The 14,799-nt window shown below is 42.7% G+C and carries 11 protein-coding genes; 5 read left to right on the top strand and 6 right to left on the bottom strand.

Features of this window, described 5'->3' with window-relative positions:
• Positions 1-90: 90 nt before the first annotated feature.
• The gene (gene ppx, locus ACMAZD_RS03560) at positions 91-1,602 is read right to left on the bottom strand and encodes an exopolyphosphatase (protein WP_435248595.1); all 1,512 of its coding nucleotides are present in this window, start codon (positions 1,600-1,602) and stop codon (positions 91-93) included.
• Complete coding sequence (ppk1, locus tag ACMAZD_RS03565) at positions 1,593-3,689, bottom strand: polyphosphate kinase 1 (RefSeq protein ID WP_435249323.1); 2,097 nt, start codon at positions 3,687-3,689, stop codon at positions 1,593-1,595. The genes ppx and ppk1 overlap by 10 nt, the downstream gene beginning before the upstream one ends.
• 201 nt (positions 3,690-3,890) lie before the next feature.
• Between ppk1 and ACMAZD_RS03570 the strand changes: the two genes are divergently transcribed.
• The 4 genes from ACMAZD_RS03570 (at position 3,891) to phoU (ending at position 9,520) form a co-directional block, all read left to right on the top strand.
• On the top strand, positions 3,891-6,107 hold the full coding sequence (locus ACMAZD_RS03570; protein ID WP_435248596.1) for an ABC transporter permease subunit: 2,217 nt from the start codon (positions 3,891-3,893) through the stop codon (positions 6,105-6,107).
• A 107-nt stretch (positions 6,108-6,214) separates the two neighbouring features.
• A complete protein-coding gene (gene pstA / locus ACMAZD_RS03575) occupies positions 6,215-7,927 on the top strand; it encodes a phosphate ABC transporter permease PstA (RefSeq protein ID WP_435248597.1) in 1,713 nt (570 codons plus the stop codon).
• Positions 7,928-8,746 (top strand): phosphate ABC transporter ATP-binding protein PstB, encoded by an 819-nt coding sequence (pstB, locus tag ACMAZD_RS03580; protein WP_004735071.1) that lies wholly within the window; start codon positions 7,928-7,930, stop codon positions 8,744-8,746. It abuts the gene before it with no gap.
• A gap of 75 nt (positions 8,747-8,821) precedes the next feature.
• Positions 8,822-9,520 carry a phosphate signaling complex protein PhoU gene (gene phoU, locus ACMAZD_RS03585; RefSeq protein ID WP_435248598.1) on the top strand — a complete coding sequence of 233 codons (699 nt, stop codon included), beginning with the start codon at positions 8,822-8,824 and terminating at the stop codon, positions 9,518-9,520.
• Between the two features lie 31 nt (positions 9,521-9,551).
• On the opposite strand, the gene ACMAZD_RS03590 is transcribed toward phoU, so the two are convergent.
• Both ACMAZD_RS03590 and ACMAZD_RS03595 read right to left on the bottom strand, forming a co-directional pair.
• Positions 9,552-10,307, bottom strand: a complete 756-nt coding sequence (locus ACMAZD_RS03590) for a copper homeostasis protein CutC (RefSeq protein WP_435249324.1) — start codon at positions 10,305-10,307, stop codon at positions 9,552-9,554.
• 314 nt (positions 10,308-10,621) lie between these two features.
• Positions 10,622-11,230, bottom strand: coding sequence for a peroxiredoxin C (locus ACMAZD_RS03595; protein WP_435248599.1), 609 nt, complete (start codon positions 11,228-11,230; stop codon positions 10,622-10,624).
• Between the two features lie 209 nt (positions 11,231-11,439).
• Between ACMAZD_RS03595 and ACMAZD_RS03600 the strand changes: the two genes are divergently transcribed.
• Positions 11,440-12,345, top strand: coding sequence for a hydrogen peroxide-inducible genes activator (locus ACMAZD_RS03600; RefSeq protein WP_435248600.1), 906 nt, complete (start codon positions 11,440-11,442; stop codon positions 12,343-12,345).
• Positions 12,346-12,525: 180 nt separating this feature from the next.
• Here the strand turns inward: ACMAZD_RS03600 and ACMAZD_RS03605 are convergent, their stop codons facing one another.
• Entirely contained in the window at positions 12,526-14,145 is a 1,620-nt protein-coding gene (locus ACMAZD_RS03605) for an IS1634 family transposase (RefSeq protein ID WP_435247103.1), read from the bottom strand.
• 163 nt (positions 14,146-14,308) lie between these two features.
• Positions 14,309-14,707, bottom strand: coding sequence for a hypothetical protein (locus tag ACMAZD_RS03610; RefSeq protein WP_435248601.1), 399 nt, complete (start codon positions 14,705-14,707; stop codon positions 14,309-14,311).
• Positions 14,708-14,799: the final 92 nt, after the last annotated feature.

Genomic DNA, 14,799 nt, shown 5'->3' on the forward strand with positions numbered 1-14,799 from the left:
CGTTTTAGTACGATAAACAAGTACTCCATCAGCCATGATAATAAAGCCCTAATAGCTTGTGAATGCAAGCTATTTTCATTTTTGTTATGGTTAATCTAACACTAACGTCCAACCCATACTTTTCCAGCGTTCTTGCTCTTCTGCAAGTTCGTAGCTAATTAGCTGATGGTTTGTTAGCCAGTCAACATTACTTCCGGTCAAAGACCAACACTCTCCTGTCTCAACCCTTAAGTGTACCTCTGGGATTGGGGATTGGCTTCGTTGTCGGTTGAGAATAATTGCCAGTCTCAGAACTCTAATGAGTAGTGTTACTTGGTCTTTGGTAAACAGATAGAGATCTGGCAACTCGCGAAGCTTAATGGCTTTTCTTTGATTGCGAGCTAAAAGTGATAACAAGCGTTGTTGTTCAGCATTAAAACCGGGCATCGTCGTATGTTTAAGCAAGTAAGCTGAATGGCGATGATAACCTTGGAATGAGATACTTTGCCCGACCTCATGAAGCAGTGCTGACCAACCCACAAGATCAAACAACTCGCGATGCACAGGTATCTTGATTTGAGATTGAGCTTGTTTCAACAAGTTGACAGCTAGTTTTTTTACTCTTTCCCCATGAGTTAAATCTACGTGATAGCGAGATATGAGTGTTTCGGCTGTTCGAGTGCGGATATCAATATCTTTAAACCTTTCTTCCATATCATAAAGAACTCCTTCTCTTAATGCGCCATCAGACCAATGAAGATCCTTGATATCGAGAGTGTCGATGACGGCAGATAGAATTGAAACTCCAGCCGCAAATACGGCCTTTCTCTCGTCACTCAAACCTAAAAGGTTGATGTCATCAGAGGTGTCAAATTCGCATAATCGATTTTTGAGGTAGCTAAGCCGCTGTGGAGTTATATAGCCGTCAGTAAACCCTAATCCGATTAAGACCTCTTGTATTGATTTCGCAGTGCCGGAAGAGCCGAAAGCGATCTCCCAAGTGATATTGCGATATTCATTTACTACAGGCTCAATTAAACGATTCGCTGCGGTGCAAGCAATGGCGAATTTTTCAGGCGTTAAATTTTTGTCTGCGAAGAAGCGTTGGGTAAAATTGACACACCCCATAGGTAAGCTATGCATAGCTATTGGTGTAAAACCTTGCCCAGCCACGACCTCTGTACTGCCGCCACCAATGTCGATAACGAGTTTACTGTTAGAGGTGGCTTGAGTATGTTCTACACCGTTGTAGATGAGTCTGGCTTCTTCCTTACCTACGATTATCTCTATCGGAAAGGGGAAAACCTTCTTTGCTCTCTCCAGAAAAACTCTGGAATTTTTTGCCTTCCTGAGTGTATGGGTCGCAACGACTCTCACATCATCGAGTTCAAAATCGGTCAGTCGTTCAGCAAAGAGTTCAAGGCAGTCTAAACCACGTTGGATGGCACTTTCTGATAGGTGTAGGCTAGCGTCGAGCCCGTCACCCAACCGGACTTTTTGTTTGTGCCGACTCACTAATTGCAAATGCTGCTCAAAGACCTGAGCGACAACCATATGGAAGCTGTTCGAGCCCAAATCAATGGCGGCAATACGTCTTGAACGTTTATGACCGATTAGCTGCATGACTTTTTCTCTTTCTTGTGTTTCTTACGTGCGTGCTTCTCTATACGTTTAATATAGTGGTATGTCGCCAGTTGTGACGTCGAGTAATCAAGCGGCTCTGAAGGTGGTGCTAAGTAAAGGTTGCTCATTGCCTGGTCAAGGTTTCTCGCTTTGTTGTAATCATCAAAGTGAAACTCTGTGATGTCGATGATCGTTTGCTTGGCTTTGGGATCTAAGATCGGCGCTGCAACTTCAATTCGATGGTCAAAGTTTCGAGTCATCCAGTCGGCGGAAGATATGTATACCTTAGGTTTCCCATCATTATGAAAAATCATCACTCTAGGGTGTTCAAGGAAACGATCGACCACACTAATTATCTCAATATTGTCGCTGATGTTTGGTATTCCTGGAACCAAGGAGCACATGCCGCGAATGATCATTTTTATGGTGACGTTGGCTTGGCTAGCTTGATAGAGTTTTTCAATGATCTCTCGGTCGACTAAATTGTTGAGCTTGAGGGTTATGCTGGCTGGCTTGTTCTCAGTGGCATTCTTAATTTCGTTATCAATCAACTGATACAGGCGTTTTCTGGTGTTTTTGGGAGAAACAATCAGCTGTTTAAATTGAGACTTTTGATATGGGCTTTCAATATATTTAAAGACCTGTTTAACCTCTTGTGTGATCTCTTCTTGTGCCGTCAGCAGAGAAAAGTCAGTATAAACACGAGCGGTCACTTCATGAAAATTGCCAGTCCCTATATGAGCATAATGCTCGAGTGCTTTCCCATTTTTTCTTGTGATCAGTAGAAGCTTAGAGTGCACCTTTAAACTTGGAATACCATGGATGACTTTTACTCCGGATTTTTGAAGTGTTTTCGTCCATTGGATATTAGCTTGTTCATCAAAACGAGCTTGAAGTTCAACAGCCACTGTCACCTTTTTTCCGTTGTGCGCGGCATCAATAATTGAGCTGAGTAGTTTGGAACCTTCTGCAACACGATAAACATTTATTTTGATGACCGTTACTTTAGGATCGAATGACGCCTGCCTGACGAGTTCAGTGATGTGATCGAAGGTGTGGTAAGGGTAGTGCAATAAGATATCGCGAGCTTTAATCGCCTCAAAATAGTTGGGGTACCAGCCGAACTGAGCGCATTTGATTGGCGGTAAAGGGCGGTGGACCAATTCACGACGGCTGAGGCTTGGAAACTCAGAAAAGTGTTTGAAGTTATGGTAACGACCTCCTGCAATGACGCTGTCATAGTCGGATAGCTGGAGCTTTCTGCGTAAAAAATCGAGCATTTCAGGAGGTATTTCTGATTCGTAAATTAAGCGAATAGGAAGTGCTGTGAGCCGTTGCTCTAGTCCTAATGACATGGCCTCTAGTATGTTACTGTCATTCCCTTCTTGAAGCGCGTAGTCCGCATCGCGAGTCATTTTAATCGCATAGCAGCTCAAAGAGTCGTATTCAAAGAACCCTTTTAGCAGGTCATCTAAACAGAACCGAACTATATTATCTAATAAGATCAGAGTCGTACGGTGTGAATCTGAGTTGTCAGGAAGTTTCACAAAACGAGGAAGGTTCTCTGATGGGATCTCGAGCAACACGTATTGAGAGCTATCTTGATGCTGTATATCGATGGCAAGATAGCTTTGTTCATCTTTTAGAATGTTGAGTAATGGACTTTCGTCGTTTAACAGGAATGGCGTTAGGTGTGGCAGTACTTTCTTTTTGAAGTATTTTCTTACCCATTCACTTTGCTCTGCACTGATTTGCTGTTCATTGATGAGAAAAATCCGGTTACGTGCCAGTTCTAACAGTAAGTCGTTATAAAGTTCATTAAAGCGAATACCCAGCTCGCTTGCTTTACTTTGCATTCGCGCTAATAACGTTTTCGGTGAATGAGGTGAGGGTTGTGGATCTTGAAGGATGATCTTTCGTTTAACGTCAGCAAAGCGAACTTTGTAAAACTCATCGAGATTGTTGGAGTAAATACCTAAAAAGCGCACTCTTTCGATCAACGGAACAGACTTATCAGCGGCTTCTTGTAGGACTCTTTCATTAAACGATAACCAGCTAAGTTCTTTAGTAACATAGTCTTTTTCCATCGTCATGCTTATTCCTTGTGCGCTGGTTATAGAGTTTGTTACTTTAAGTGAGAACGTGGCTATTCACAAAAACAATGATCTTATTTTAAGAAATATGACGAAGAAACTTGTTATTAGTTTCAGTTGTTTAAAGTAACTTGTAATATAATTGTCATCTAACGTACATATTATGTCAGTAGCTAAAAAAAGGTAGATAAACAGATGGCTTCAGCCCAATTTTCATTGAAAGAGCGCGACAAAAAAAGATGGTTGAAAGATCGTCTCGTCCGTTTTTCGGTGACATGTGGCGGTGTCAGTGTTTTAGCTTGTTTAGTTTTGATCTTTGTTTACCTTGCTATGGTCATTTTACCGGTATTTTCTGATACTGGACTTCAGACCGGCCAAGTCGTTAAAACCGTTGATGTTGAGCAGCCCATTGCTTTATCTGTTGATGAATATGGTCAACATGCCTTTACTACCGAAAAGTCCGGCTTAGTGCAATTTTGGGATTTAGACGCTCAAAATACACAGTCTTACTTTGAGCGTGATGTTGTCGATGACCCAATAGCATTCTCTCGTAACACCCCATCTGAAAACTGGTTTGCTTTTGCTGACAGCGCAAGCAACATGACCTTCTTTTATCCAGAGTATAGTGCGCCTGTGCTTCAAAAGGACAGCGTTGTACAACCTAAGATCACACGGATCGAATTACCTGAACCGTTTTTGAAGAGTGACGAAGCGAACGGAGCGATCATCGATCAGTTCGCATTTTCTAAGAATGCGCGTGGAATTACCGTGGTGGCGCAGTTAAGCGATCAACGAGTTATCGTTAAGTGGTATCAAAGCGATCTTGCTGGTGACTATGTATTTAAGAACAGCCAGTGGTTATCGAACAAGTTAGGTCTACAGCAGCAACTGTTAGTTACACCGGATGGAAGAACGATATACCTAAGATCTCAATCGGATCTAGCGGTGTTGAAGCTGTCTGATACTGGATTCAATGTTCGCGAAGTGATCGACCTTAGTTTGAATGATGCGAAACACTCAGTGAAAAGCATCGACTTGTTGTCGGGCGCCTATTCTCTATTGGTGACGCATGAAGATGGGCAGGTTTCTCAGTGGTTTGATGTGCTTAAAGATGAACAGCGCAGCCTGACACACATTCGAGACTTCCAGCTTGCTGAACAAGTGCAATTTATCTTGCCAGATACCTATCGTAAAGGTTTCTATAGCTTCTATAAAAATGGCACATTGCAAAGCCATTATACGACCAGTGAAAAGCTCTCTTTATTTGAGCGAGCATTTGATAAGTCACCACAATTGGCGGCAATGTCGGCTAATGAACTGCATCTTGCGACTCTTATTGATGGCGAAATCAGCGTGGCTAAAGTCGACAATGAGTATCCTCAGATTTCATTCTCATCGTTGTGGCAGAAGGTGTGGTATGAGAGCTACCCTGAACCTCAGTATGTTTGGCAATCCACGTCCGCTAATGACGATTTTGAAGAAAAATTCAGCCTAGTCCCTATTACTTTTGGCACCATTAAAGCGGCCTTGTTTGCGATGATGTTTGCAGTGCCTGTGGCGGTATTAGGCGCTATTTATACCGCTTACTTTATGTCGCCTCGAATGCGTAGAGTGGTTAAGCCTTCAATCGAACTGATGGAAGCATTGCCGACTGTGATCATCGGCTTTCTGGCTGGCCTTTGGTTCGCCCCTATTGTAGAGACGCACCTCACCGCTGTTTTTTCTTTGATGGTGATATTGCCATTAAGCACTTTATTGACCGGATTAGCTTGGTTCTGTTTACCTAAAGTCATCACGAGCCGTTTTGCTAATGGTTGGCATGCCTTGATATTGATTCCGGTATTAATCATTACTGTGATTACGGTATTTGCAGGCGGAAACGGTATTGAAGCCTTATTGTTTGATGGTGACATACGTACTTTCCTTGCTAGCTATGGCATCGACTTTGACCAACGTAATGCGCTGGTGGTTGGATTTGCGATGGGCTTTGCGGTTATTCCTACCATCTTTACAATTGCAGAAGATGCGATTTTCTCTGTACCAAAACACTTATCGGACGGTTCATTAGCTCTAGGCGCAACAGCGTGGCAGACTCTGATTTATGTTGTGTTGCTCACCGCAAGTCCGGGTATATTTTCAGCCGTTATGATGGGACTTGGACGAGCTGTGGGTGAAACCATGATTGTGTTGATGGCAACTGGCAATACTCCAATTTTGGATTGGAATATTCTTGAAGGAATGAGGACGCTTTCTGCTACGATTGCCGTCGAATTACCAGAATCAGAAGTTGGCGGTTCTCATTTCCGATTACTGTTCTTAGCGGCACTGTTGCTGTTTATTTTCACGTTCGCAGTAAACTCTGTAGCAGAGTGGGTAAGACAAAGGTTAAGAGATAAATATCGTGCTTTGTAGTGTTGAAGTTATGCCTCATTGTCTTGCTAATATGGCTGAATCATCGTTTTGTGTCTTTCATGAAAGCGCGTGTTGCCTAGCTGATACAGTTAAAGGGCAGGTGAATCATGTTTAACAAACTCAAATCATTATTATCTTGGGTTAAGTCAGGTTCCCCTTGGATCTGGTTAACTGGCGGTGCGGTGAGTATTAGTATGCTCTCAGTACTTGGCCTAATGCTGCTGATCGGTTGGAAAGGTTTAACCTATTTTTGGCCTGCACCTCTTTATCAATGGCAAGTTGATTCTAAAGATCTATCGTTAGTTGTGGATCTTGATGAAACGGTCTCTCAGCAAGATGTGCTGATTGGTCAACTTTACGAACGAAAGTACATCCCGATAGAGCAAGTGCCACAAGCTCATGACTTACTGTCGCCTCAAAATATTGCCACAGGTTTAATCCAGCGCTTAAGTATCAAAGTCGCTAATAGAGAGCTTTACCCAGCCGATTTTGTTTCAATACTTGATGTGAACCTGCGTGAACCGACCACTCCGTCAGAATGGGCTGTGATCGAGCGCAGCCGTGGTGGTTATTTCTTTGGTAAACCGGTTGGTTTTAAAACGGCTTCAGGGACATACCAAACCAACATAGACCAAAAACTCCAAGAAGGCTTGGCGTTTGCCGATACTTTACGTGAAGAAACGTCACGAGTTGTGAACCAAGAAATTCGCAATATCAGTTGGCAGTTGGAAAACCTGCGTTTAGAAAAGCGTAAACTCGAGCTCAATGAGTCGGTTAGTGATGAATATCTTAAAACCTATACTAAGACTAAGCTTGAGTTAAACAGTCAGCTTGGTGATGCTGAGATTAAACTCGAGCACCTCAGAACACAGTTAAATGTGGAAAGCTTGTTGGTTAAAGATATGACGGGTAAGCAGGTCGAGATATCGCTCAGTCATATTCTTGATTACTGGTACCCCAATAACATGTCATACCCTGAAAAGGTTGTGCATTGGGGTAAACAGGTTTGGAAGTTCTTATCTGAAAATCCTCGAGATTCTAACTCGGAAGGTGGTGTTTTTCCTGCGATTTTCGGTACGGTATTACTCGTAATATTGATGTCGATTGTGGTGATGCCTCTTGGAGTTATCGCCGCGATCTATTTACACGAGTATGCAAAAAATAATGCACTGACACGCTTGATTCGCATTGCGGTGATTAACTTGGCGGGTGTTCCGTCGATTGTGTATGGCGTATTCGGCTTAGGTTTCTTCGTGTATACCATTGGTGGCTCGATCGATTCTTTGTTTTATGCCGAGCGATTGCCAGCACCGACATTTGGTACTCCAGGACTGTTATGGTCCGCACTGACCTTGGCTGTCTTAACTCTTCCCGTTGTTATTGTCACCACGGAAGAAGGCTTAACACGTATACCTAGCGCGGTGAGACATGGCTCTCTAGCACTGGGAGCCACTCAGTTTGAGACCTTGTGGCGCATTGTATTACCTATGGCAAGCCCTGCGATTATTACTGGCTTAATATTGGCGATAGCGAGGGCGGCAGGTGAAGTAGCGCCATTGATGCTGGTGGGTGTCGTTAAATTAGCATCAAGCCTGCCGGTTGATAGCCAATTTCCATACATACATTTGGATAGAAAGTTCATGCATTTAGGCTTTCATATCTACGATGTTGGATTCCAAACATCGAACATAGAAGCGGCCCGCCCATTGGTGTACGCGACTTCATTTCTATTGGTTACCGTTATCGTCGGATTGAATTTAACGGCAATCAATATCCGTAATAACTTACGTGAAAAATACCGAACCTTAGGACAAGATTAGATGTTCTCGATTAATGAAACCTTGGGTTACCAAGCGCCACTTGATGTTCACAACCTGAAGGATGAGCAAATTGCTATCTCGATTGAAGGGCTGAATCTTTACTATAAAGAGAGCCAAGCACTTGATGATATCTCGATGCAGATCCCTAAAGGGCAGGTGACGGCTTTTATCGGCCCATCGGGTTGCGGTAAGTCGACCTTGCTACGCTGCATTAATCGAATGAATGATTTAGTTGAAGGCTGTAAGGTTTCTGGGAAAGTGAAGCTTCATGGCAAGAACGTGTATCACCCTAAAGTTGATGTCGCGACTCTACGACGTCGTGTCGGCATGGTATTCCAACGCCCGAACCCTTTTCCTAAATCTATCTATGAAAACGTAGTTTATGGATTGAGGTTACAGGGTGTGAGCAATAGCCGAGATCTTGATGACGCCGTCGAGCGTTCTCTACGTGCGGCTGCGTTATGGGATGAAGTTAAAGACCGATTGCATGAAAATGCCTTTGGTTTATCTGGTGGTCAACAGCAGCGCTTGGTGATTGCTCGTGCGGTTGCGATTGAGCCGGAGGTATTGTTGTTGGATGAGCCGACATCGGCACTCGATCCAATTTCGACATTGACGATTGAAGAGTTGATCAACGAACTGAAAACTCAATATACCGTTGTTATTGTGACTCATAACATGCAGCAGGCTGCTCGCGTGAGTGACCACACCGCTTTTATCCATATGGGTAAGTTGATCGAGTACTCAGATACTGATTCTATATTTACTTCGCCATTGAAAAATCAAACAGAAGACTACATTACAGGTAGATATGGTTAACGTTTAAGTTCGTGCCATCTAGAGCTAAGTCACTCTTAAATAAATGACTTTATTCATTTCTTTTAAGGAGCTGACATGCATTTTGGTCGCCACATCTCAGGACAGTTTAATGTCGAATTGGAATCTATCCGTACCCACGTATTAACCATGGGTGGGCTGGTAGAGCAGCAGTTGTCCTTTGCGATGCAAGCGCTTCATAAAGATGATGCGGAACTGGCCAAAAAAGTGATTCGTGATGACCACAAAGTGAATGCGATGGAAGTTTCAATCGATGAAGCATGTACTCGTATTATTGCAAAGCGTCAGCCGACAGCAAAAGATCTACGTTTGATTATGGCGATAATCAAAACCATTACTGACCTAGAACGTATTGGCGATGTTGCCTCTAAAATCGCTTATGGCGCGATAGAAACCCCTTCGACGAAAGAGCAGAAATTCCACGTCTCTTTAGAACCACTCTGTCGACAAGCGATCACTATGCTTCATCAGGTTTTGGATGCCTTTGCACGAATGGATGTAGATGCCGCGGCAGAAGTACATAAGTTAGATGACAAGCTTGATGCTGAATACGAAGCCGTGATTCGTCAATTGATGACGTACATGATGGAAGACCCTAAGAACATTCCTAACATCTTACAAGTGATGTGGTCTGCAAGGGCGATTGAGCGAGTAGGCGATCGTTGTCAGAATATTTGTGAATACATCATCTATTTCGTGAAAGGCAAAGATGTTCGTCACCTTGGTGATCAAAGCTTAGATGACGCTTTAAAGTAACGTATTCATCGATCCTAGCTAATTTTATTTTTTACGTCAGCCCTTTATCGATGAGGGCTCCTCTCACTCTGGATATCTTGCTAGCATCCGTTACTGGTATCTGATAATCATCAATATCATCACTCCCCATTTGAGCATTCGAATTGCTTTCCATTAGGCTCGGTCTTGTCGATTTACCGGAAAGGTGAAGTGCAGGTACTTGGGTGGTGCTTTTAATCATTTTCGCATTCGTTGCGTTGACGCCAGCCCCTGCCATGATGTCGACTCTGCTATCGGCCTGTTTAACCATATCAGCCAAGACATTGATACCATGCTCAGCATTAACAGCAAGCCCCGACGTTAGAATTCTTTCACATCCAAGTGCGATGATTTGCTCTAGTGCGACTCTATAATCCTGAAGTTGATCGATTGCTCGGTGGAAGGTGATGCCTAGTTTGAGTTGATGAGCCTTGGTTGCGAGAGTTTGCATCGCAACCATGTCTATTTCACCTTGAGCGGTAAGCACTCCCAATACCACACCATCTAAACCAGCATCGGCAGCGGCTTGGATATCATCGAGCATGCACATCATATCGTCATTATCGAATATGAAGTCAGCTTGTCTCGGGCGAATCATTGCATACACGGGAACTGATGAGATGCGAGCAGCTTGCTTCATCATTCCGAAGCTTGGAGTTAACCCGCCAAGTGCCAGTGAAGAGCAAAGCTCAATTCGATTTGCGCCGCCAGACAGCGCGTTGTGTAAAGATTCTAAGTTATCGATACAGACTTCAATTTCGGTATTCATCATATTGACTCGTTCTAAGAGGTACTGATGAAATCATAGCAATCTTGAGACGATTATGAATAGGTAGCGATAGAGGAAAATAGAGGTAAAGTTTGGCTTTGCGGTTACCCCTATTCACTGTGGATATAAGCAAGCAATAAATCATTATTGAAGCAATAGATGCAAAAAGCCCGAAGCGTTAACTTCGGGCTTTGAATAAGACTTTACTTCATAACTGATTGGCGATGCGCTTTGCGCTATAGCTTATGCTTTATTTCTCTCTATAGAGAGTCATCCAACCATTCACCCGTGTTGAGTCGGGCTTAAGAATGTAATTACTTGCTTAAGTCGTCAGCGTGCTCAGATAGGAACGCAGCAACACCTGTTGGTGATGCGTCCATACCTGCTTTGCCTTCTTCCCATTGTGCAGGACAAACTTCACCGTTCTTCTCGTGGAAGTTTAGTGCGTCTACCATGCGTAGCATTTCGTCGATGTTACGACCTAGCGGAAGATCGTTAACTACTTGGTGACGTACAAGGCCGTCAGCGTCGATTAGGAAAGAACCACGGAAAGCAACGCCTGCTTCTGGGTGCTCAACATCGTATGCTTTGCAGATCTCGTGCTTAACGTCAGCAACTAGAGGGTATTTAACTTGACCGATACCGCCGTCAGCGATAGCAGTGTTACGCCATGCGTTGTGAGAGAATTGTGAATCGATAGAAACACCGATTACTTCAACGCCTTTAGCTTGGAAATCTTCTAGACGGTTGTCGAAAGCGATTAGCTCTGAAGGACAAACGAAAGTGAAGTCTAGTGGGTAGAAGAAAACAACCGCTTTCTTACCTTTAGTGAATTCTGCGAAGTTGAAGTTATCAACAATCTCACCGTTACCTAGAACAGCTGCTGCAGTAAAGTCAGGGGCTTGACGACCTACTAGTACCATTTGGAATCTCCTAAAAAATTAGTTGGCCCAACACATCTTTGTTTGGGCTCCGTTTCTACGCGACAAACTATAGTACAATCGGTACTATAGAAAAAAGCGAATTAAATAGATTAAGTTCATCGAAAAAAGCGATAAGCTTATTCTTTGTCCTTTTCTCAGGTCTTAGGACCTTCGTGTAACTTATCCTACTCATATTACAAAGGAATTTCATGAATAAATGGCCAAGTCTTAAGCAACTTCACTATCTTGTTACTCTTCACGAAACTCGTCACTTTAGTGATGCCGCTGATCGCTGTTTCGTGAGTCAATCTACGCTAAGTAAAGGTATCCAAAATCTAGAAGATCTGATCGGTTGTCCTCTTTACGAGAAGAAAGATAAAAAGAGCCCGCTCGTTTTCACGCAAGCGGGGGAGCTGGTGTTGAAGCATGGCCGAGAGTTATTGGCGAAAGGGCAAGACTTGGTTGAACTCGGAAACCTATGTAATGGGGATGCAATGCAAGGCCAGTTGCGAGTAGGATGTATCCCTACCATAGCGCCATTCCTTTTGTGTGATTTGGTTCAAGAAGCCAACCATCGTTTCCCGCAGCTAAATTTACTATTGCGTGAAGACACGACGACCAACTTATTAGCTGCACTGCGTCATGGTGAGTTGGATGTGTTGATTCTGGCTCTGCCTGTCGATATCGACAACATGGAGAGCAAAGTGGTTGGGCAAGACCCTTTCCGTATGGTGATCAGTCGTAATCAAGCAGATGGTATTCGTGTCCCGATTAAATACGATGACTTGCCTGACGAGTCTGTATTTCTGTTAGAGAACGAACACTGTTTAACCGAGCACGCGGTGTCAGCGTGTAAGTTAACCGACAAAGAGAAGATCAACCCGTTCACCGCGACAAGCCTACATACATTGGTGCAAATGGTGGCCAATGGTTTAGGAACCACCTTTATTCCGCAGATGGCCATCGACCACGGTTTACTGGAAAATCAGAACTTGGTGGTGATCGACCCGCCAGGCCAACAGGCATATCGAGACATAGGCCTTGTTTGGCGACCAAGCTCATCACGTCGCGAAACATTCCATCAACTTGCTGATGTGGTGTCTGAGTTGTTGTAATAAGTGCTCTTAGTTATAGATGTATTCACCCTACCTTGCATAGTGGCAGGGTAAGGCTCGTACTTAACTATTTTTTGTAAACTGGTGGTATTTTAATACGGCATATAAACATTTTAATGCAATAAATCTAAGCATTATATTTAAAGGATCCATTGCTTTATCCGACATTCCGCACCTCATTTAGGAATAAATTGCTTCATATAGCTTACCTAGCAATTGAAGCAATCTCCTCTGATGGTCTTGAATGCCGGTGATAAACCATTGTTCGCCGAACTCAAGTGTATCGACCCCTTCAAATTTTAAAAACACCCAGCGAGCAGTTGGCTTAGATGTGGTTTTGTTCTTAACCATGCTTGGAAAAAATTCTTCAGTAACAGCCAACTCTTCACGTATCTTATGCTCGAGTCCAGCATAAACCATTAGGCTTAAGGTCATTATCATGAGTAAAGCTTCGATGCGTTGTGGTTTTTTTAAGAAGATAGATGATGTTAAAAACTCAGGGCTTTTAAGGAAGCGAAAACCTCGCTCGACTTTCTGTTGTGACTTGTAGTGTTCCAGTAACGCAGCCATATCGAGATCGGTACTTTCAGTATCATTGGTCGCAAGAATGAACATACCAACTTTAAGCTTCGCGAGTTTTACTTTTTCTAAATCAGTGAACGGATTTGCTTCAATTTTGTAGTGGTATCCAGTTGGAACCTCATCTTTTTTAGGGCGCCCTCGGCCAGCAAACTCGGGCACTTGCCGTATCTCACTTTGCTCGAAACTCAACAGTTGGCATTGACTCTGAAATTCACTCATAGCCTTTTGTGCATCAGTCGCACAGGCAAATTGTTTCTTAGCTAATTGAGCTAGAGATTTAAGCTCTTTGGTCAGATTTTTATCCAAATTTTTATAAAAAGTGGCTTCTTCTCGCTTTGTCGCTTGCTCGCTGTTCACTAACAACCATCGCTGCTTCACGTTGCCATAATCAGATTCAATCCAGTGCCCCGAATAACCATTACCGATAGGCTCTAATTGCGCTGGCGATAATGCCAGTAGAGCTTGTTTGGCCATTTTAATGGTCATTGGGACGCGTGTAATGAACTTCTGCTTTTGTTCATCAAGTGAGCAAATACTGTCTGACGTGTATAAAGCTGCATCAGCAATAAAGTAACGACTATTTTGCGCGGCTTTAAGACAGTGAATATGGCGCTTAGTGACCTCTGCAAATGCTTTTGCATCGTTCGTGTTTCCACTGAGAGCCTGCATATAAACAGGGAGCCCTGCTTGATTTTCACAAATTAATTCAAGGACAACCTGATTCAATTCAGGTCGGTGATCTCGACTATAACCTTTGACGAGTTGAATAGAATTAATGTCATCCTCTGCTGATTGAGCATATTCACCATCAACATGGAAACTCGTTATATCAAGGTGGACAGACTCTGTCTTGAGGCCCAATTTTTCAACGGTATGCTCTGCAATAACTTGATATAAAATAGATACATCAGCTTCAAATAAAGCATCTAATGTGCGCCCAAGAACATCATCAGTTAAGTGGTGCGCTTCTATGTTTTTAGCAAGCAGCTTTGATATTGGCTTTGTCTCGAAAAAGTCAGAAAACATATGCAATGTTCGACTATGGAAGCCCAAACCGTTCAAAATCATGGCTAGAACGGCATCACCGTGTGAGACATTATGCTCTGAATACTTAGGAATTATGCGGTCGATAAGCCCGGGTAAATCAATCTCATGACAGAATGCAGCGATTAATCCAAGATGATCTAAGCGTTTTATGACAGGTTGAGGAGCAGACATCGCAAGTTACCGGCAAATAAAAGTAATAGATCAAAACGGGGGATCTGCGTCAAGTCTCAACTGCAATCATTATTGATAAATGATCGTGGGATCACACTAATTAAAATCTAGAATTGGCTGCGGAATGACGGCTTTATATAACCTTTAGTATTTAATGGTATTTTTATTCATTACATATTTCTTCAGTGATAGCGAATTTTTCAAATATACCACGCGAGCTTTTTTCTTCTAGATCTGGGCCGCAGTATACATGAGTTGGGCTGTTTTTTTTATAATCTTCCATTTTTAAATAATATAGAAAAGAAAGCATGAACGATATAGAAAGTAAAACATATGAAGTTTTATCTTTCATTCTAATATGATCTTTCTTTGTTTTAAATATTAATTTTAATTGAACTATACTTATGAAAAAAGCCCAAAAGAAAGCAGGAGTAAGTAGTATTGATAAGAGATATATTTTATCGGTTCTATAAGATCCGAGTGGGAAGTATAATATAGGGTAAGAACTGATTAATAATATAATCGTAAACCTAATAGCTTGTTTGTGCTTGCGTAGTTTCATATCTTTTCCTGTGTAGGTATATGACAGCCCCAGATGAGCTGTTTAAATAATATTTAATTAAATTTATACAGACTCGTCGCTAGCCGTCTCGT

The organism is Vibrio sp. nBUS_14 (assembly GCF_051201655.1).
GTDB lineage: Bacteria > Pseudomonadota > Gammaproteobacteria > Enterobacterales > Vibrionaceae > Vibrio.

Coding starts and splice junctions, on each gene's coding strand:
- pstB (WP_004735071.1), top strand. CDS start 7,928: ATGTTCTCGATTAATGAAACCTTGGGTTACCAAGCGCCACTTGATGTT.
- ACMAZD_RS03570 (WP_435248596.1), top strand. CDS start 3,891: ATGGCTTCAGCCCAATTTTCATTGAAAGAGCGCGACAAAAAAAGATGG.
- pstA (WP_435248597.1), top strand. CDS start 6,215: ATGTTTAACAAACTCAAATCATTATTATCTTGGGTTAAGTCAGGTTCC.
- ppx (WP_435248595.1), bottom strand. CDS start 1,602: ATGCAGCTAATCGGTCATAAACGTTCAAGACGTATTGCCGCCATTGAT.
- phoU (WP_435248598.1), top strand. CDS start 8,822: ATGCATTTTGGTCGCCACATCTCAGGACAGTTTAATGTCGAATTGGAA.
- ACMAZD_RS03590 (WP_435249324.1), bottom strand. CDS start 10,307: ATGAATACCGAAATTGAAGTCTGTATCGATAACTTAGAATCTTTACAC.
- ACMAZD_RS03600 (WP_435248600.1), top strand. CDS start 11,440: ATGAATAAATGGCCAAGTCTTAAGCAACTTCACTATCTTGTTACTCTT.
- ppk1 (WP_435249323.1), bottom strand. CDS start 3,689: ATGGAAAAAGACTATGTTACTAAAGAACTTAGCTGGTTATCGTTTAAT.
- ACMAZD_RS03605 (WP_435247103.1), bottom strand. CDS start 14,145: ATGTCTGCTCCTCAACCTGTCATAAAACGCTTAGATCATCTTGGATTA.
- ACMAZD_RS03595 (WP_435248599.1), bottom strand. CDS start 11,230: ATGGTACTAGTAGGTCGTCAAGCCCCTGACTTTACTGCAGCAGCTGTT.
- ACMAZD_RS03610 (WP_435248601.1), bottom strand. CDS start 14,707: ATGAAACTACGCAAGCACAAACAAGCTATTAGGTTTACGATTATATTA.